Source organism: Pseudomonas sp. OV226, from assembly GCF_003148705.1.
Taxonomy (GTDB): domain Bacteria; phylum Pseudomonadota; class Gammaproteobacteria; order Pseudomonadales; family Pseudomonadaceae; genus Aquipseudomonas.
Genome location: NZ_QGGS01000004.1, coordinates 414,630 through 433,760 on the forward strand (window position 1 = coordinate 414,630; position 19,131 = coordinate 433,760).

The window sequence follows — 19,131 nt, forward strand, 5'->3', positions numbered from 1 at the left end:
TTCACAGGCCTTCGAAATCGAGTTCGACGTCAGCTTGCTGCTTGACGATGCGCTCGAGCATTTCGCCCAACTGTTCTTCGCTCTTGTCGCACATCCAGCGCTCGCTCTCTTCGTCGTAGTCGAAGTGGAAACCACCGGAGACCGCCGCCAGCCACAGCTGACGCAGGGGCTCCTGACGGCTGAAGATCAACTGGCTGCCGTTTTCGAACTTCACGGTCAGCACACCGGCCGAGCTTTCCAGATCAATATCCAGGCCACTCTCGTCGAAAATATCTTCCAGCGTCTGCTGGGTGGCATCGACCAGATCGTGGAAACGGGCTTCAGTCAAACTCATTGCGGCAACCTCAAAAAGTGTCTGTTCACGCTCAAGCGCCGCAAGATACGGGCGAGCCCCGGTGATTGCAAAGGATAACGATCAAGGGCCGACATAGGTACATCAAACGCTGTACCTGTGGGAGCGGGCTTGCCCGCGAAGGGGCCGGCCCATTCAAAATCTTTGTTGACCGGACCACCGCTTTCGCGGGCAAGCCTGCTCCCACAAGGATTGCACCTGGCCCGCCGGCATCAGCCAAGCCCCGCCGGACGGGAGCCCCATCGCATAGGCAAGCTGCCGGGTGGCCGGTATACTCCGGCGCAATTAACGCATTTTCAAGGATTTCGCCATGAAGCGCCTGATCTCTTCCCTTGCTGCGCTCGTCGCGGTTGCCTGCCTTGTGTCGGCCTGTGGTCAAAAAGGCCCGCTGTATCTGCCAGACGAAGACCAGGACCCTGTCGAACAGGCCAAGTCCTCGCAACAGCAGCCTGCCTCCAAAGCACACAAGCACGACGTCTACCAATAAGGGAACGCCATGGACGCTTTTAATTACCGTGGCGGAGAGCTGTTCGCGGAAGGTGTGGCGCTGTCTGCCATCGCCGAACGTTTCGGCACACCGACCTACGTCTACTCTCGCGCGCACATCGAAGCTCAATATCTGGCTTACGCCGATGCGCTGGCGGGCATGCCGCACCTGGTCTGCTTTGCGGTCAAGGCCAACTCCAACCTGGGCGTGCTGAATGTCCTGGCGCGTTTGGGCGCCGGTTTCGACATCGTCTCCCGTGGTGAACTGGAACGTGTTCTGGCCGCTGGCGGCAGTGCCGACAAGATCGTGTTCTCCGGTGTCGGCAAGACCCGTGACGACATGCGTCGCGCCCTGGAAGTCGGCGTGCACTGCTTCAACGTCGAATCCACCGATGAGCTGGAGCGTCTGCAAGTGGTCGCCGCCGAACTGGGCGTTCGCGCACCGATCTCGCTGCGGGTGAACCCGGACGTCGATGCGGGCACCCACCCGTATATTTCCACCGGTCTCAAAGAGAACAAGTTCGGCATCGCCATTGCTGACGCCGAAGACGTGTACATCCGCGCCGCTCAGTTGCCGAACCTGGAAATCGTCGGTGTCGATTGCCACATTGGTTCGCAACTGACCACCCTGCCACCGTTCATCGATGCCCTCGACCGCCTGCTGGGCCTGGTCGATCGCCTCGGCGATTGCGGCATCTACCTGCGCCACATCGATCTCGGTGGTGGTTTGGGCGTGCGTTATCGCGACGAAGAACCGCCATTGGCCGGCGACTACATCAAAGCCGTGCGCGAGCGCCTCGACGGTCGTGATCTGGCCCTGGTGTTCGAGCCTGGTCGCTTCATCGTGGCCAACGCCGGCGTGCTGCTGACACAGGTCGAGTACCTCAAGCACACCGAACACAAAGACTTCGCTATCGTCGATGCCGCCATGAACGACTTGATCCGCCCGGCGCTGTACCAGGCCTGGATGGACGTGACCGCCGTGCGCCCTCGCGATACTGCGCCTCGTGCCTACGACATCGTCGGCCCGATTTGCGAAACCGGCGACTTCCTGGCCAAGGATCGTCAGTTGGCCCTGGAAGAAGGCGACCTGCTGGCTGTGCATTCGGCCGGCGCCTATGGGTTTGTCATGAGTTCCAACTACAACACCCGCGGCCGTGCCGCTGAAGTGTTGGTGGACGGTGATCAGGCAGTTGAAGTGCGTCGCCGTGAGACGGTAGCCGAGTTGTTTGCTGGCGAAAGCCTGCTGCCGGAGTAACCCCATGCTGCTGCGTTTTACCAAGATGCACGGCCTGGGCAACGACTTCATGGTCCTCGACCTGGTCAGCCAGCACGCGCATATTCTGCCCAAGCACGCCAAGCTTTGGGGCGATCGGCACACCGGCATCGGTTTTGACCAGCTGCTGATCGTCGAAGCGCCGAGCAACCCGGATGTGGATTTCCGTTATCGGATCTTCAACTCCGATGGCTCTGAAGTGGAACAGTGCGGCAACGGTGCGCGCTGTTTCGCCCGCTTCGTGCTCGACAAGCGCCTGACTGCAAAACGGCTGATTCGCGTCGAAACCAAAAGCGGCATCATCGAGCTCGATGTGCGCAGCGACGGCCAGATCAGCGTCAACATGGGCGCACCACGCCTGGTGCCGGCCGACATCCCGTTTGTCGCCCCGGAACAGGCGCTGAACTACCAGGTCGACGTCGATGGCAGTGCAGTCGAACTGGCCGCCGTGTCCATGGGCAACCCCCATGCCGTGCTGCGGGTCAGCGACGTCAACAATGCACCGGTGCATGAACTGGGGCCGAAAATCGAACATCACCCGCGCTTTCCGGCGCGGGTCAATGTCGGTTTTCTCCAGGTCATCGACCGCAGCCGCGCGCAGTTGCGCGTCTGGGAACGCGGTGCCGGGGAAACCCAGGCCTGTGGAACCGGTGCCTGCGCAGCCGCAGTGGCCGCGATCAGCCAGGGGTGGATGGATTCGCCGCTATTGATCGATCTGCCTGGCGGGCGCTTGTCCATTGAATGGGCAGGCCCTGGCCAACCGGTCATGATGACCGGCCCGGCAGTACGCGTATACGAAGGACAAGTGCGTCTTTGAGTGAGCTAAACCCATGACCGACAAGCCCCAGGTTCCCGCCCTGCAGTCCGACGAAGCCCCTAGCGAAAGCCTTGAGGCGGCGGCGATTGCCGCGTACCTGGAGGCTCATCCGGATTTCTTCGTCGAACACGAAGAATTGCTCCCGGCCATGCGCATTCCGCACCGACGTGGCGATACCATCTCGCTGGTCGAACGCCAGATGACCATCCTGCGCGATCGCAACATCGAGTTGCGCCATCGCCTTTCGCACTTGATGGACGTCGCCCGCGACAACGACCGCCTCTTCGACAAGACCCGCCGCCTGATTCTCGCGCTGATGGACGCCAGCAGCCTGGAAGACGTGGTGATCAGCGTCGAAGACAGCCTGCGCCAGGACTTCCAGGTGCCTTTCGTCAGCCTGATTTTGCTGGGTGACAATCCGATGCCGGTGGGCCGCTGGGTGACTCACGCCGAGGCGCAAACGGCCATCGGTGGCTTGCTCTCGGAAGACAAAAGCGTCAGCGGCAGCCTGCGTGAACACGAACTGGACTTCCTGTTTGGTGAGGAACAGCGCAAGCAGATCGGCTCGACCGCCGTCGTCGCGATCAGCTATCAAGGCATCCACGGCATCCTGGCCATCGCCAGCCGCGACCCGCAGCACTACAAAAGCTCGGTGGGCACCTTGTTCCTGAGCTACATCGCCGAAGTCATGGGCCGCGTGCTGCCACGGGTCAACAGCTCCCTGCGCTCGGTCCGCTGATCATGGAAAGGCAACTGGACGCTTACTGCGAACACCTGCGCAGTGAGCGACAGGTGTCGCCTCACACGCTGTACGCCTACCGCCGCGACCTCGACAAAGTGCTGGGCTGGTGCGCTAAACAGAACATCGACAGCTGGGCCGCGCTGGACATCCAGCGCCTGCGTAGCCTGATCGCCCGCCTGCATGCACAAGGCCAGTCATCGCGTAGCCTGGCGCGACTGTTATCGGCGGTGCGCGGGCTGTATCACTATCTGAATCGCGAAGGCCTTTGCGACCACGACCCGGCCAACGGTCTGGCGCCGCCCAAGGGTGAGCGTCGCCTGCCGAAAACCCTCGACACCGACCGCGCGCTGCAATTGCTGGAAGGCGCCGTCGAGGATGATTTCCTGGCGCGACGGGACCAGGCCATTCTGGAGCTGTTCTATTCCTCGGGATTGCGCCTTTCCGAACTGACCGGGCTCAATCTGGATCAGCTGGATCTGGCCGATGGCATGGTTCAAGTGCTCGGCAAGGGCAGCAAGACCCGCTTGCTGCCTGTGGGTAAAAAGGCTCGCGAAGCGCTGGAACAGTGGCTGCCGTTGCGGGCCATGACCAACCCTGCGGACGACGCGGTGTTTGTCAGCCAGCAAGGCCGGCGCCTCGGCCCCCGGGCCATTCAGGTGCGGGTCAAAGCTGCCGGCGAGCGCGAGCTGGGGCAAAACCTGCACCCGCACATGCTGCGACACTCCTTTGCCAGCCACTTGCTCGAGTCCTCGCAGGATCTGCGCGCGGTGCAGGAATTACTTGGCCACTCGGACATCAAGACCACCCAGATCTACACCCACCTGGACTTCCAGCACCTGGCCACGGTTTACGACAGCGCCCATCCACGGGCCAAACGCATGAAAGGCGACGACTCATGACCCTGCAATTGATCACCTTCGACCTCGACGACACCTTGTGGGACACCGCCCCGGTGATCCTCAGCGCCGAAGCCGTATTGCGTGAATGGCTGACCGAGCATGCGCCGAGCCTTGGAGCGGTGCCGGTGGAGCATTTGTGGGCGATCCGCGAGCGAATCCTGGGCAATGAGCCAGGCCTCAAGCACCGCATCAGCGCGTTGCGTCGCCGCGTGTTGTTCCATGCACTGGAAGAGGCCGGTTACGACCATGACCAGGCAAACGATCTTGCCGATAAAAGCTTCGAAGTGTTTTTGCATGCGCGACATCAGATCAACGTGTTCCCTGAAGTCGAGCCGACGCTGCAGATGCTGGCCAAACATTACGCCTTGGGCGTGGTCACTAATGGCAATGCCGATGTGCGCCGATTAGGGCTGGCGGATTACTTCAAGTTTGCCTTGTGCGCCGAAGACATCGGCATCGCCAAACCCGATGCACGCCTGTTTCATGAAGCACTGCAACGCGGAGGGGCCACACCCGAGACGGCGGTGCATATCGGCGATCATCCGGGTGATGACATTGCTGGCGCGCAGCAGGCGGGGATGCGAGCGATCTGGTTCAACCCGACCGGAAAAGCCTGGGAAGCCGATACGGCACCGGATGCGCAGATTCGCAGCCTGACTGAATTGCCGGCGTTGTTGGCCCTGTGGAACTCCCGACACTAACCCGGAAATCACACCAGCCCAAGATACTTGTACCACCCATGAAAAAGCCCGCAGCGACGGCGGGCTTTTTCAGCAAGCAAGTGGCAGGCGCTTAGATAGGCCGGCTGCCGTACTTGTTATCAGGCTTCTTGGGAGGATCGGCGACCACGTTGGCCTCCACTTCCTGCACCTTGCCGCCCTTGGCCAAAAACTCTTCCATGGCCCGCGCGAGAGCATCGCGCTCCTTGTTTTTGGCTTCAACGCTCGGCAGCTCATCGACCGATACCGCAGCCTTGGCTTTGCCTTTTGCAGTCGGAACGGGCGCATCACCGCCATCGTCTTCAGCGACGTCTTCGGCCGCTGCTTCCAGACCTTCTTCGGTTTCGTCGTCGTCGCCTACTTCGAGGTCGTCGTTTTCCAGATCATCGTCGCTCATGTTCTACCTCATGACTCTTGCGAAAAGCAGATTAGTTATAGCCCAGCTTTACCGTCTGTCGACAGTCGCCGGAAAAATTCAATAACCGCTGGTGACCAGCGGTTCATGCCTCTTCACCGTGCACGGTGGCAAGGACTTTACGGGCACCGCCAAAATCACGGTGCTCGCCCAGATAAACGCCTTGCCAGGTACCCAACGCCAGTCGGCCTGCCGAGATCGGCAAACTGAGCTGACAGCCAAGCACGCTGGCCTTGAAGTGCGCCGGGAGGTCGTCCAGGCCTTCGTCGTTATGCTCATAGCCGTCTGTTCCTTGTGGGATCAGACGATTGAAAAACCGTTCGAAGTCGCGACGTACCGCCGGATCGGCGTTCTCGTTGATGGTCAACGACGCCGAGGTATGCTGTAGCCACAAATGCAACAGACCGACCCGACACGCCTTGAGTTCAGGCAGGCCGGCGAGTAACTCGTCCGTTACCAGATGAAAGCCCCGGGGCCTTGCCCGCAGAGTAATCAGAGTCTGTTGCCACATACAGTTCTCCGCACGTTCGGGGCGCATTCTAGCGCGCTCTGGGAAAAAACAAAGGCCCTAATATTCCTTCAATCATGTAAGCCATTGGCCGCAGAAAAACGCCCGTCGTAAACAAACCTGAACGTGTACGAAAAAACCTTTCAGCAGCTCCTCCACTGACAAATTCCGGACAAAAAAATGCCCGGCAAGCCGGGCAAGTTTTTTAGACGCGTACTTACACGTTGTAGCCGCGTTCGTTGTGAAGTGCCAGGTCGATGCCCACCGCTTCTTCTTCTTCGTTGATCCGCAGGCCCATCACCGCATCCACTACCTTGAGGATGACGAACGTGGCGATGGCGGTGTAAATCACGGTGAAGCCTACGCCTTTGCACTGAATCCACACTTGTGCGGCGATGTCGGTCACGGTGCCGAAGCCACCCAGGGACGGTGCAGCGAACACACCGGTCAGGATCGCGCCGAGGATACCGCCGATACCGTGTACACCGAAGGCGTCCAGGGAGTCGTCATAGCCGAGTTTGCGTTTCAGGGTCGTGGCGCAGAAGAAGCACACCACGCCTGCTGCCAGACCGATGATCAGCGAACCCATCGGGCCGACGGTGCCGGCAGCCGGAGTAATTGCCACCAGACCGGCGACCACACCCGAGGCGATACCCAGCGCGCTTGGTTTGCCGTGGGTGACCCACTCGGCGAACATCCAGCCCAGTGCAGCGGCAGCGGTTGCGATTTGGGTAACCAGCATCGCCATACCGGCAGTGCCGTTGGCGGCAGCCGCGGAACCGGCGTTGAAGCCGAACCAGCCGACCCACAACATGGCCGCGCCCATCAGGGTGTAACCGAGGTTGTGCGGAGCCATCGGAGTGCTCGGGAAGCCTTTACGCTTGCCCAGTACCAGGCACGCTACAAGCCCTGCAATACCGGCGTTGATGTGCACCACGGTGCCACCGGCGAAGTCCAGCACGCCCCAATCGCCCAACAGCGAACCCGGACCGCTCCAGACCATGTGCGCGATTGGCGCATAAACCACGGTGAACCACAGGCCCATGAAGACCAGCATCGCGGAGAACTTCATCCTCTCAGCGAACGCACCGACGATCAGCGCCGGGGTGATGATCGCAAAGGTCATCTGATAGGTGACGAAAACCGCCTCAGGGAACAGCGCTGCAGGCCCGGTAATGCTCGACGGTGTGATACCGGCGAGGAAAGCCTTGGCGAGACTGCCGACAAAGGAGTTGTAGTTGACGACGCCTGCTTCCATACCTGTCGTGTCAAACGCCATGCTGTAGCCATAAAGGAACCACAGGATAGTGACCAGACCGGTGATGGCGAAGCACTGCATCATCACGGAAAGAATGTTTTTGGACCGGACCATGCCACCGTAGAACAGCGCGAGGCCGGGAATGGTCATGAACAGCACGAGGGCTGTCGAGGTCAGCATCCAGGCGGTGTCGCCGGAGTTCAGGACTGGAGGTGCCACCGGATCTGCCGCCAAAGCCAGGCCGGGCATTACGATGGACAACAGGGCTCCAAGCCCTGCGAATTTACGCAGAGTCATATTGTTTTCTCCTGGGGCGTTGGGTTTGTGGCGGCTTAAATCGCGTCGGTATCGGTTTCGCCGGTACGGATGCGAATCGCCTGTTCCAGATTCACCACAAAGATCTTGCCGTCACCGATCTTGCCGGTGTTGGCGGCCTTGGTTATCGCCTCGATAACCCGGTCCAGATCCTTGTCATCAATGGCGACATCGATCTTCACCTTGGGCAGAAAATCGACCACGTACTCCGCGCCGCGATACAGCTCGGTGTGACCCTTCTGCCGACCGAAGCCTTTGACTTCAGTAACGGTAATGCCCTGCACGCCGATCTCGGACAGCGACTCGCGTACGTCGTCCAGTTTGAACGGCTTGATGATGGCAGTGACTAGCTTCATGAAAACTCTCTCCCGAATTGGTGGACTTGCCCCAGGAAAACAAACCCGACTCAAGTCTAAGCGCAGTGCCTGGCTTTGTAACGCATCGTCGGCCTTGGATGCCCGTCCGACCCCAGCTAACCACCCCGTACGAAACACTTCCCCCGTTTCGCCTGGCGCACTGCATTCGTCACAGCGACTGCATCAGTGCATGGGTTAACAGTCACTAAGCAGAAACCTTGCCATCTCGCCAAAACCTACTGAATTCAATCCCTTGGCCAATACTGCAAGCCACCGCCCTTAATTACTCCGGAACTAACGCACAACAACAGTGCGTCACCGTCCGTCCGCATGCGCGAAAAGCGTGCGCTGGTTGCCAGTCGAAATTGACTATAGACACTGCGTGATACACTGCCCGCCATTGTTTCCAGGACACTCATCATGCTCGCGCCCAAAGACTTCCTCGACGCCCTGACAGGCACCGCCTCCCGCCTCTTCAGCGGCGAAACCCCGCTGCCGAAAAGCGAAATCGAAAGCCAGTTCAAGGCGTTGTTGCAGAGCGGTTTCAGCAAGCTCGACCTGGTCAGCCGGGAAGAATTTGATAGTCAGATGGTTGTGCTGGCTCGCACCCGTGCACGGCTGGAAAGTCTTGAGGCGAAAGTGGCGGAGCTGGAAGCGAAGCTGAATCCGCCGGCTGAGTAACGCCCCAAGCCCCCCCCTGTGCAATGCGATCCCCTGTGGGAGCGGGCTTGAACTGGCCTAATAATTTCGGACACCTCTTAAGGGCGATATGATTTCGCCAACTTGGAGGCTCCATGAACGAAAGAAAGGTCTATACGCGCGAGTTCAAGCTTCATGCTGCCAGCATGGTGCTTGATGATAACTGCCCGGTTTCAGATGTTTGTGCATCGCTGGATATCGGGCCCACCGCTTTACGGCGCTGGGTCGATCAGGTTCGTAAGGAACGTGAAGGGCAGCCAGTCAAAGGCACCAAGGCAATCACCGAAGATCAGCGCCAGATCCAGGAACTAAAAGCCAAGATCAAGCGCATGGAGATGGAAGCCGATATCCTAAAAAAGGCTACCGCTCTCTTGATGTCGGATCCCGATCGTTTTCGATGATCGCACCGTCCGAAAGCTCGCCCCCGACCAGCGTCAAACCGCACGAATGCTCATCCACGGCGTCATCGAAAACACCCTGCTGATCAGCGAATCCGGCGTCTACGCATTACTGATCTACCACTACTGCCCCGAACACCGCGGTCTGCGCGAATGGCTGACTCACGAAGTAGTTCCAACCCTAAGAGACGCTCAACAATCCACCTCAACCGAACGCCCGATCCTGAGCCTGCTGAACTGGCCGCAGATGTCGTTGAGTTTGCTGCACTGGAATAACCAGCCGTGGATTCGGTTGCAGGATGTGCCACACGTACTACCGGACCAAGAACGATCACACCGCGCAGTGAACGAACCATGGTGGAAGCGTGCTTCGCGAGTACTCCAATCGTTTTGAGCTTCCGAAGCTCAACCACGGCCAATTTCGGCGATCCGCACATCGTGGGTCGATTGCAGATTCAGCCAGAATTCGATTGTGGTGTTCAGGTGAATGGAAAGCTTCTTGGCTAGTTCAGGGCCGACACGGATGTTCTGCGCCATCAACTCACGCAATTAAAACGGGGACATCCGCACCCGGCCCTGAAGATCAGCCACCGAAATACCCCACGGCTCAAGAAACTCCTTCTCAAGGATTTCGCCGGGATGAATCGGCCGCATTCCATTTGTGTTCATTTCCCCTCCTGAGGGTTTGATCTGCTGTGATCATAAGCAGCTCCCTCGAGCGCACAAGAGCGCCCGTGCGCTTTGGCCGACGTCCCTCATGTATCTCGGCACAGTCCTACAAAACCAACGTCCATGCAGCGGATTGCACCCAGTACCAGCCCCGACGCAACCTTTGTAGCAGCTGGCGCAGCCTGCGTTCGGCTGCGCAGCAGTCGTAATCAAAGTACACGGTGTGTCAGGTAAACTTTGCCTGTCGAATTTACGACTGCTGCGCAGCCGAACGCAGGCTGCGCCAGCTGCTACAGATCATGCGAACCTGCAATATCTTGCGAAGATTTCCCACCTCTCCAGCCAGACTCCACGACTACCCTTCAAAAACCCGCAGGAAGCGGCCCCCGTACCACTCAAGGAACGACCATGTCCCTCTCCATCGTCCACAGCCGCGCCCAAATCGGCGTGGATGCGCCTGCCGTTACCGTTGAAGTCCACCTGGCCAACGGTTTGCCATCCCTGACCATGGTCGGTTTGCCGGAGGCGGCGGTGAAGGAAAGCAAGGACCGCGTACGCAGCGCGATCATCAATTCCGGACTGCAATTCCCGGCGCGGCGCATCACGTTGAATCTCGCCCCGGCGGATTTGCCCAAGGACGGTGGCCGGTTTGATCTGGCGATTGCCTTGGGGATTCTGTCCGCCAGTGTGCAGGTGCCGACGTTGACGCTGGATGATGTGGAATGCCTGGGAGAGCTCGCGCTCTCGGGCGCTGTACGAGCCGTGCGTGGGGTATTGCCGGCGGCATTGGCGGCGCGTAAGGCCGGGCGGTCGCTAATGGTGCCGCGGGCAAATGCCGAAGAGGCATGCCTTGCCTCAGGGCTTAAGGTGATCGCGGTGGATCATTTGCTGGAAGCGGTCGCGCATTTTAATGGGCACACACCGGTCGAGCCTTACGTTTCCAATGGTTTGCTCTACGCCAGCAAACCCTATCCCGACCTCAATGAAGTGCAGGGACAACTCTCGGCCAAACGCGCCTTGCTGATTGCCGCGGCAGGGGCACATAACCTGTTGTTCAGCGGGCCGCCGGGGACTGGGAAAACGTTGTTGGCCAGCCGTCTTCCGGGATTGTTACCGCCACTGGCTGAAAATGAGGCACTGGAGGTCGCGGCAATCCAGTCAGTTTCCAGTTGCGTGCCCTTGAGCCATTGGCCACAACGACCGTTCCGCCAACCTCATCACTCAGCCTCCGGGCCGGCATTGGTTGGCGGCGGTTCGAAACCGCAACCTGGCGAAATCACCCTCGCCCACCACGGCGTACTGTTCCTCGACGAACTCCCGGAATTCGATCGCAAGGTATTGGAGGTGTTAAGGGAGCCGCTGGAATCCGGCCATATCGTGATTTCCCGGGCCAAGGACCGTGTGAGATTCCCCGCCCGCTTTCAATTGGTCGCGGCGATGAATCCTTGTTGTTGCACAGGTAACATGGCGGGGCTTAGAGACAGGCGCTACATGCATTTGCATGGACATCACAAACGGTGACGGGATATTGGATGGCAACCTTAGAAACGATTAACTATCAGAGAAAGCGCGCGGACCTCAGAGAGAGCGAGGTGGTATGGGCGAACGCAGATGACAAAGAAGGCATACCCCTACCCCAAATTTGCTGGGCTGATGGTTCGCCCTGGAGAGAGCCAAATCTATGGGCCACACAGCGCTGTGAATTGCGAACCATCACGAGGAAAACCATCATCTCAACGATGACGCATCTACACGCATACGCTAAGTGGCTCGAAAGTGAACAGATCGCGTGGTTCCATTTCCCTGCCCGAGAACAAGACCGCTGCCTGATTCGCTTTAGGGGCTTTTTAGTTGCTTTGGTCGATAGGGGTGAGTTAGCTCCATCAACCGCGCAACAGCGCATGGCAAGAGTCATTAGGTTCTACAGATGGGCTGTAATCTCAGGCCTGATCGCCTCAGATTGGCCCATGTGGACCGATAAGGCTGTGGGAGTAAGGCTAGTCGACAAATTTGGGCTAGAGCGAACAATGTCCGTTGAAAGTACCAACTTGAGTATTCCAAACAAGAAGTCTTCATTTACAAAGCTCGAAGATGGTCTAATTCCTGTTCCTGCCGCAGAAGTCCCAAACATCATCACAGCCGCTGAGGAATGGGCGAGCGAAGAACTCTCTCTATTAATACAGTTAGGGTTTGGAACAGGAATGCGCATCGGCACACTTATAGACCTTAGGGTTGCAACGATCAGTCGCGCAACACCCTCGCCAACTTTAGAGGGGTTCTATTGCTTGGCAGTAGGCCCAGGTGCGCACCCACCCGTTGCGACAAAGTTCGGGGTAACAGGTCAGGTTCTAATAAACAAAGGGGATCTCGAAAAACTTAAATCTTATATTTACAGCGGCCGCCGACTAAAAAGAGTAGCTCTGGCTAGGAAGGAAAATTCAAACCTAGTGTTTCTCTCTAGATTTGGAGCCCCATATGCAACAATCGACGGAGCAAAATCGATAAACGTTGAACTGGGGAGGCTCAGAAGTAAAGGATTGAGTGAAGGCATCTATGCTTTCAGTGGCTTTCATTTCCACCGCACTAGATGCACATTTGCTACTGAATTAGCGCGCGCCGCACTAAAGCATCTTACTGTAAGCGACGCCATAACCCTAGTAAAGGGAGCGTTGTTGCACAAGGATGAAAAAACAACCTTAGGATACATCAAATTCATAGAGTCCCACGCTGAAATGAGTGCTTTAGCGAACGAGTTCACCCGAAAATTTCTAGGTATCATGAGGATCGATGAGCAAAACTATGGAGAATAAATACCTCAAACTCGATTTTCCATCTATGGCGTACGGCACTCATGAATGGCCATATGACTTCATCGTCTTAACTCGGCTAGGTGGCGCGATCACACCAAGGAACCTGTATCCGCAGATTATGCACAGGGAAAGCGATCAAACCCGAACTCTCCGGCGCCTCCCTTTTGTCAAACTGCTTCATGAGAGTATTCTTAGCGACCTGGCTAGGGGACTTCGGCAACCGACGATTTTCTCACGAATCCGTGCCATTTTAATCTTCTATGCTTGGGCAGATTCCAAGGCCGAAGATATTACCTATGATAATGTCGATACTATATTCAGTGCCTGGACTGAGGAACTGCTGCATAGAGTCAAGGTAGTAAAAGATTTGAAGCACATGACTGCGTACCGATACGCTAAGGTTTTAGATCTTTATATTGCACGAATTCAGAATACTAGAGTAGGTCCTTTACACAAGACAAGGCTTTCTGCCGAAAGTCAAAAAAAACGCGTCTTGGGCACACAGGCAGATAAGCAGAATCTCCAGCAATCATTTGATTATGGCCATTTACTCTTAGAACTATCTGACAAGTTAAGCTATGAATCGATAACCCAACCACTGCCTCTATTTATACACTTAACTAGTGGCCAAGTATTGGAGGAATGGTCGGGTTACCCTAAGCCCATTGGTCCCAGACCAGGAACGAGCAAAGAAGGGACAAAATATCGGTATAGGCACAGGAGTAAAAGAACTGATGCTGACCTAAGCCTTAAAACAAGGTTGCCGCTTGTTAATCTTCGCGTAGAAATTGAGATCTTAATTTTTATATCGCAAACAGGATTGAACCTTACTCAGGCTTGTAAAATGAAACGCGGAACCTTCAGATACCAAACCGTAAATCATGAGCTTGATGTGTTCAGGGTATTTAAAGGTCGCAAGCAGGGCGAGGTTGAATTCAGAATATATAAAGAGTACAGGATAATTTTCGAGCGTTATCTAGAGTGGCTTGATAAAATTCTCTCCGAAGAAGACGAAAGGCTTTTTCCATTTTTCCCGAAATATCAAATTCCCTCTATTCACTTCACGCCTAGCTTTCACGCGATAATTTTTAGATGTAAACAATTGGGCGTAAAATATTTCCCGCCATCCGCGTTGCGAAACACACGCGCAAATTGGATTTTAAGAAGAAGCCGAGATCCTAACCTGACAGCGGAGATGAGCCAACATACGGCCAAGACCCTTATTCATGTATATGAAAAACCCCATCATCAATCCGCCGCAGCGGAAATTTCAAACTTTCATCGGTCGGTTGAGTCGTTAACCACTCCTCCCAGTCCCGGAGCATGTGCAAGCCTCAGCCTTGAGTTCCTCCAAGTTTCGGATGCGCACAAAGACTCCCCTCAAGCGGACTGCATCAATGCGGCGGGCTGTTTATTCTGTTCATTTCATCGGGATGTAGATAGCTTTGACTATGCATGGTCATTGATGACATACAGAGCACTAAAAGTTCGCGAAATTGAAAGGTTTCGCGGAGCGAGGAGCAATATAGGAGAGCATCCGACCAAACTTTTAATTGACAGGATTACAGAAAGACTTGAGCGTTTCTCTTTGGGCAGCGCTACTCGCAAGGATTGGAAACATGAAGCCGAGATCAGAATACGAGAGGAACGATTCCATCCTATGTTTGCCGGAATTATCGAACTAATGGAGATATCCTTTGCATAGTGGCCCAGAGTTTGGAAACCTAGCTTTAGACCATGTAATGGTAAATCCTGAGGCCGCAAACTTCGGGCCGCCTGAGTGGCCGCCGAGCCGGAGTTTTCCTGTGGTAGTCGATACGAACGGCGAGGTTATTAGTAGATTTGAAGATTCCATATGGAATGTCACGATCTGGATCGGCTACATCTTCAACTTGAATTTTGGAGATGGACGCCGACGAAAAGATGATTTTGGAAATACTCCAACAAATAGCCTAACACTAAAATTAATAGTAATTTGGTGGCTTTACCGCAGGGGTAAAACACGGACACCAAGGCGCTTGATTGATGTATTCACATCGATTCGGCCGGTGTTTGTGTTCTGTTCTAAACAGAATATTAACGTAACCGACCTATCCCGCTACCCGCTAGTATTAGAAGAACTAGCGAAACATATTTCATCCAATTCCGCGAAGGATTTTATACTTTTATGCCATCAAATTTGGGAAAGCCGAGAAAATCTCGGTTTTCATGTGCTCTCCCCTACTGATTTACAAAATCTCTCTAAGAACATCGTTAATACACCTAAAGGGCAGACAGCCTATATCCCACCAAGAATATGGAGTTATCAAGTCTCAAGACTCAAGGCTTGTCTCGATGACTTCAATCAGCATTCCGAGCAAATTATTAAATGTTACGAATTTTGTATTGACGCCTACGTGCATAATGCGGGCTCTCTAGCAAAAGCATGCTCCCAAAATTTTTCCGCTCAGTTAAGGCCATTTAGCATAAACAATCTACGGCATGAGGATAGATATCCTCATGCGATATTCCACGGACCATTCATAGAAACTGCCAAAAAATTTGGAATCTACAGCTTACTCGATCGGTGGATCCCCAACCTTGAGAAAGGCGGTGCGGCGGCATTCTCAAGCTATTTCAACTTGGTCAGCCTCGTGGGAAATGCTTACATTATCAATTTTTCTTTGATGCGTTTTGAAGAGGTTTTTTCTTTGAAGGCCAGTTCACTCACGATAGAACGTGATGAAGATATTGGCGAAGATATATATATGTTAACTGGCGTGACAACAAAAACCGTAAAAGATGATGATGCAAGGTGGATCACCGCTCCATCTGTGAAAACAGCGATAGTTGCCCTTTCGATAATTGCAAACCTTCGAATCAAAGCACTGATCGCCAATCCTGAGACGCCTTGCAATAAAAATTACACCGAGGAGCCTTATCTATTCCAACGACCTTCTGAACCTTGGAGAAGGAAATCTAAGGGGCTTGAATATACCCAAGACATCCGTCCAAAAATTTCATCTTATGTTGCGACGCTTCAGACAAACACCAAGCTTTTTGACCCTGAGAAAATGAAGGTAACAGCCAAAGACCTACAAATCGCCTTACTTGTAACCCCGACACTTGACCCGACTGATTTCGCTATAGGTAAAGTATGGCCATTGGGGTGGCATCAGCTACGAAGGACAGGTGCAGTTAACATGACTGGATCGGGCCTGGTTAGCGACAGCTCTCTTCAATATCAACTAAAACATGCTACTCGCGCCATGTCACGATATTATGGTAGCGGATACTACCATTTGAAATTCGGACTGAATGGCTCATCGACAAATGAATATATTAAAACAGTCTACGAGATGATGGCTAAGGAACTGTTACTGGTGACCTCTCCTCGTTTTATTAGCCCCCATGGGGATAAGCGAAAAGAGCAGTTGACTTCTTTTATCTCAGAGAAAGACCACATCGCTTTAGCCCGGGACGCGAAGAAAGGCTTGATTAACTATAGGCCAATGTTTTTGGGTGCTTGCATGAATGATGGCCCTTGTGAATACGGAGGCTTTGAACATGTGGCACGCTGTGGAGGAGGCGGTGGATCAGCATGCGAATCGGCGCTCTATGATAAACAAATGCTTCCAAGAATCATGGCATTGAGGACGCATATTGATGCTCGTATAGCTTGCGCTGAACCAGGGACCCCATTAGATACTTCATTAAAACAACAAATACTTGCAGTGGAGAATGCAATTAATGTCATTACGATCTCCTGACACACCAAAAATCGGCCGAGCAGAGGCTGCATTTACTGCGGCCTTCGAGAGGCTAAAGCTTAATGTGCCTAAACTTCTTCCGAAAGGTTCCCCGGTAACTCAGAATAATGTATCCAGAGAGGCAGGTCTTGACCCTTCCGCATTAAAGAAATCACGTTTTCCTTCCCTGATTGCGCAGATCCAAGATTGGGTTGAAGAAAGCGCGCGGCCCGCGCAAGCAGGGCAATCACAGCGCAGTAACCGTCGTAATCTGCAAGAGAGATTTCTCGCAATTAAAGCACAGCGCGATAACGCTCTGAGCCTATTAGCGAGTGCTGACGCACTGATACTGGAATTGCTTCAAGAGAACGCCCGGCTTCAGGCAGGCAGGCCTCCCAGTAACGTAAGCCCCTTTCGAGCGGGGGTAAACTAACAACCGTGTGTCAGGTGCATAATTGCATGGCCTTGGACACCCTTTTGTATTTTGGTTTGACTTATCAATCGCCGTAGTGATGACCGATAGAGAACGACCTGAAGCTTATGGTGGGGACGGGAAGAAGTCCTGCGCAGCGTCCGGGCTGTCACGCCCACCTCAGCGGCTATCCGCCGATGTCACTGACGAAAATCGAAGTCGAGTTGCGCAAAGAATTGCTTTTGGAAACGCTGCGAGGTCGGTACGACAAAGAGGTGAGACAACCTGACTACTAATAGACGCCCAAGCACCGAACCTTGTTCGCCCTCGAAGGCGGGTACCACTTACGGCCCGGCTTATCTTGACCGTGAAGGCAAAAAAATATGTTTGCCGAGGTCGATACCGACCATTGCTAACTTGCTCATTATGATGGCCTCCGAAATAAAAACACCCTGCGAAAACGTATCCCTCGCAGGGTGTCGGGGGTGACCATCTCATTAACTCCCCACTCTTATCGTGCTATTAGTCATAAATATAACCGTTTGCCTATCCCTTATATTCGTAAGGGTAAGGTGTATGCCTGCGGACATCGCAAGCCATTGAAGTTGAGGCCGATTAGGAGAGTTTGATATGTCCATGTGGGAACGTATTTAATATTGGAAAATGCATCACTCTGTCCATAGATGCATCGTTAAAAACTACAGCCTCCGGTCGAGCATAGAACAGAAGCTGGCCACGGTCGAAGGCCGCTATCTCGCCGGAAGATACTTGCGGCGAGAGCTATTTTTACGGCAGCTGTTCAGGCGCGCGCATTGTGGACACCAAGTGCCTTGCGTAACGTAGGCAGGGGCCGCTAGCCAGGAGTGCCCCATACTGCACAACCACTTCAATTTGCTTTGTGAATTAACATAACGCTCCGACAGGCATCGACCTCCACGATCCTGAGCCATGGCTTGCATCGCTTCAATGGTGCCGCGCCGATGGCCGCTAACACACTGACGACACCAGTGGCCTAATCGGATATTAGCGGCAGTGGCGTCCCATATATGGCCTAGTGCACAGCGCATGGTGAGTCGCCCCCGGAGGCCGTTATAGGCTGGAGACAAGCAGCCCCCCCCACGCAGCTGAGCGAGGGCCTGCATGGCTTCAATATTGCTGCGTTTGCTGTCGCGATCACACTGGGGACACCAGCAGCCACTTATTATGTTAGTCGGTGCAGAATTCCAGGTATGGCCCTGCTCGCAACGCCAGGTGAGCTGCGTGAGGATGTTGACGTAGCTTGAGGACAAACACTCGCCACCACGCGCTCGGGCAACGGCCTGCATCTGCTCCAGGGTGTAGCGATGAGGATCTTGGGCACAGATTGCGCACCAATGCCCGCGCAGGATTATGCGAGGAGCCACCTCCCAGCGATGCCCTTTGGCACACTCCCAGATCAAGGCGCTTTTACGATCGACATAGACCTTGGACAAACAACGACCGCCGCGTTGGCTTGCAAGCTGCTGCATGGCTTCCAGCGTACTGCGCTGATTTAAGTGACCACATGTCGGGCACCAAGTCCCATTGCTTTTGATATTCCCCAATGACGCCTGCCAGCGGTGCCTCTGCGCGCACTGCCACTCCATGGGGGCATGAAGTGATTCAAAGTGGGTCGAAAGACAGTGCCCCTCTCGCTCACTCGCCAGACGTTGCGCTTCCTCCAGGCGCAAGTTGCGTCGCTGAAATCGCGCACAGACGGAACACCAGCGGCCCTTAATAGTGTCGGGAGCGGTGGCCAGCCACTCATGACCGTGCGCACAGCGCCAGGACAGTGGCTTACGGTAGGTATCGGACAGGCACCATCCTCCGCGTGAGATGGCCAGTTGCTGCATGCTTTCGATGGTTCTAGGAACGTGTTCGGCCATGATCTTGAGGAGGGTTGATAGGTATTGAGTGCCCCCTTTTATTGCAAGTCGGGGAACCATTGTTGCTTCGTGAGCGAAACACGATTCACAGCTGACCCCGCCTGTCGGACGTCCATAGCGTTTCGGTAGCCCTCTCGACGATTGTGTAACGTTAGTCCTGAATCAACGGCGCTTGAATCCTTTTGTATCTGAGTCAGGACTCTACCAGTGGCGGGCTCCCTTCCTTTTGTTTCAAGCGTTGTAGCTATGCCATGAACTCAGCGCTTAATAACAAGCTCTCGGGTATTCAAAGAGTCCCATTAGAGGCGTCCACTACCATGAAAAGGGGGGCGTAAATCGGCAGGCGTTGCCCCCCACCATTTCAGGAA

At 54.9% G+C, this 19,131-nt stretch carries 19 protein-coding genes and 2 pseudogenes; 13 read left to right on the forward strand and 8 right to left on the reverse strand.

Annotation, left to right across the window (positions count from 1 at the left end; all coding sequences use genetic code 11):
• Position 1: 1 nt before the first annotated feature.
• Positions 2-334 carry an iron donor protein CyaY gene (gene cyaY / locus C7534_RS10510; RefSeq protein ID WP_046032221.1) on the reverse strand — a complete coding sequence of 111 codons (333 nt, stop codon included), beginning with the start codon at positions 332-334 and terminating at the stop codon, positions 2-4.
• 328 nt (positions 335-662) lie between these two features.
• Here cyaY and lptM point away from each other — a divergent pair, with 328 nt between their 5' ends.
• The 6 genes from lptM to C7534_RS10545 are packed head-to-tail and all read left to right on the forward strand — an operon-like array spanning position 663 to position 5,273.
• On the forward strand, positions 663-839 hold the full coding sequence (gene lptM / locus C7534_RS10520; RefSeq protein ID WP_046032220.1) for an LPS translocon maturation chaperone LptM: 177 nt from the start codon (positions 663-665) through the stop codon (positions 837-839).
• Positions 840-848: 9 nt separating this feature from the next.
• Positions 849-2,096 carry a diaminopimelate decarboxylase gene (lysA, locus tag C7534_RS10525; protein WP_046032219.1) on the forward strand — a complete coding sequence of 416 codons (1,248 nt, stop codon included), beginning with the start codon at positions 849-851 and terminating at the stop codon, positions 2,094-2,096.
• A 4-nt stretch (positions 2,097-2,100) separates the two neighbouring features.
• Positions 2,101-2,931 carry a diaminopimelate epimerase gene (dapF, locus tag C7534_RS10530; protein ID WP_046032218.1) on the forward strand — a complete coding sequence of 277 codons (831 nt, stop codon included), beginning with the start codon at positions 2,101-2,103 and terminating at the stop codon, positions 2,929-2,931.
• A 13-nt stretch (positions 2,932-2,944) separates the two neighbouring features.
• On the forward strand, positions 2,945-3,670 hold the full coding sequence (locus C7534_RS10535) for a DUF484 family protein (RefSeq protein WP_109785709.1): 726 nt from the start codon (positions 2,945-2,947) through the stop codon (positions 3,668-3,670).
• Between the two features lie 2 nt (positions 3,671-3,672).
• The gene (xerC, locus tag C7534_RS10540) at positions 3,673-4,572 is read left to right on the forward strand and encodes a tyrosine recombinase XerC (protein ID WP_046032216.1); all 900 of its coding nucleotides are present in this window, start codon (positions 3,673-3,675) and stop codon (positions 4,570-4,572) included.
• On the forward strand, positions 4,569-5,273 hold the full coding sequence (locus tag C7534_RS10545) for an HAD family hydrolase (RefSeq protein ID WP_109785710.1): 705 nt from the start codon (positions 4,569-4,571) through the stop codon (positions 5,271-5,273). The genes xerC and C7534_RS10545 overlap by 4 nt, the downstream gene beginning before the upstream one ends.
• A 91-nt stretch (positions 5,274-5,364) precedes the next feature.
• On the opposite strand, the gene sutA is transcribed toward C7534_RS10545, so the two are convergent.
• The 4 genes from sutA to glnK form a co-directional block, all read right to left on the reverse strand.
• The gene (sutA, locus tag C7534_RS10550; RefSeq protein WP_008050867.1) at positions 5,365-5,688 is read right to left on the reverse strand and encodes a transcriptional regulator SutA; all 324 of its coding nucleotides are present in this window, start codon (positions 5,686-5,688) and stop codon (positions 5,365-5,367) included.
• A 103-nt stretch (positions 5,689-5,791) separates the two neighbouring features.
• Complete coding sequence (locus C7534_RS10555) at positions 5,792-6,217, reverse strand: secondary thiamine-phosphate synthase enzyme YjbQ (RefSeq protein ID WP_008030499.1); 426 nt, start codon at positions 6,215-6,217, stop codon at positions 5,792-5,794.
• A gap of 214 nt (positions 6,218-6,431) precedes the next feature.
• Complete coding sequence (locus tag C7534_RS10560) at positions 6,432-7,769, reverse strand: ammonium transporter (protein WP_109785711.1); 1,338 nt, start codon at positions 7,767-7,769, stop codon at positions 6,432-6,434.
• Between the two features lie 35 nt (positions 7,770-7,804).
• Complete coding sequence (gene glnK / locus C7534_RS10565) at positions 7,805-8,143, reverse strand: P-II family nitrogen regulator (protein WP_002555808.1); 339 nt, start codon at positions 8,141-8,143, stop codon at positions 7,805-7,807.
• A 420-nt stretch (positions 8,144-8,563) separates the two neighbouring features.
• Between glnK and C7534_RS10570 the strand changes: the two genes are divergently transcribed.
• From C7534_RS10570 to C7534_RS10580, 3 genes and pseudogenes are all read left to right on the forward strand, one after another.
• Positions 8,564-8,824, forward strand: coding sequence for an accessory factor UbiK family protein (locus C7534_RS10570; RefSeq protein ID WP_046032213.1), 261 nt, complete (start codon positions 8,564-8,566; stop codon positions 8,822-8,824).
• A gap of 113 nt (positions 8,825-8,937) precedes the next feature.
• Positions 8,938-9,243, forward strand: coding sequence for an IS3 family transposase (locus tag C7534_RS10575; protein ID WP_046033372.1), 306 nt, complete (start codon positions 8,938-8,940; stop codon positions 9,241-9,243).
• A gap of 1 nt (position 9,244) precedes the next feature.
• Positions 9,245-9,634: pseudogene (locus C7534_RS10580) on the forward strand (BRO-N domain-containing protein); the annotation flags it as partial.
• An 11-nt stretch (positions 9,635-9,645) separates the two neighbouring features.
• Here C7534_RS10580 and C7534_RS33150 read toward each other — a convergent pair.
• Positions 9,646-9,753: pseudogene (locus C7534_RS33150) on the reverse strand (HigA family addiction module antitoxin); the annotation flags it as partial.
• A 36-nt stretch (positions 9,754-9,789) separates the two neighbouring features.
• Complete coding sequence (locus tag C7534_RS33280; RefSeq protein WP_442963200.1) at positions 9,790-9,909, reverse strand: helix-turn-helix transcriptional regulator; 120 nt, start codon at positions 9,907-9,909, stop codon at positions 9,790-9,792.
• Between the two features lie 408 nt (positions 9,910-10,317).
• Here C7534_RS33280 and C7534_RS10590 point away from each other — a divergent pair, with 408 nt between their 5' ends.
• The 4 genes from C7534_RS10590 to C7534_RS32305 all read left to right on the forward strand — a co-directional run bounded on the left by C7534_RS10590 (position 10,318) and on the right by C7534_RS32305 (position 16,468).
• On the forward strand, positions 10,318-11,430 hold the full coding sequence (locus tag C7534_RS10590; RefSeq protein WP_442963201.1) for a YifB family Mg chelatase-like AAA ATPase: 1,113 nt from the start codon (positions 10,318-10,320) through the stop codon (positions 11,428-11,430).
• Positions 11,431-11,441: 11 nt separating this feature from the next.
• Positions 11,442-12,719 (forward strand): site-specific integrase, encoded by a 1,278-nt coding sequence (locus tag C7534_RS10595; RefSeq protein ID WP_109785713.1) that lies wholly within the window; start codon positions 11,442-11,444, stop codon positions 12,717-12,719.
• Complete coding sequence (locus C7534_RS10600) at positions 12,697-14,424, forward strand: hypothetical protein (RefSeq protein WP_146206165.1); 1,728 nt, start codon at positions 12,697-12,699, stop codon at positions 14,422-14,424. Before C7534_RS10595 ends, C7534_RS10600 begins: the two co-directional genes overlap by 23 nt.
• A 100-nt stretch (positions 14,425-14,524) precedes the next feature.
• Positions 14,525-16,468 carry a hypothetical protein gene (locus C7534_RS32305; RefSeq protein ID WP_146206166.1) on the forward strand — a complete coding sequence of 648 codons (1,944 nt, stop codon included), beginning with the start codon at positions 14,525-14,527 and terminating at the stop codon, positions 16,466-16,468.
• Between the two features lie 1,140 nt (positions 16,469-17,608).
• On the opposite strand, the gene C7534_RS33285 is transcribed toward C7534_RS32305, so the two are convergent.
• Positions 17,609-18,823 (reverse strand): zinc-ribbon domain-containing protein, encoded by a 1,215-nt coding sequence (locus C7534_RS33285; RefSeq protein WP_442963202.1) that lies wholly within the window; start codon positions 18,821-18,823, stop codon positions 17,609-17,611.
• Positions 18,824-19,131 lie beyond the last annotated feature (308 nt).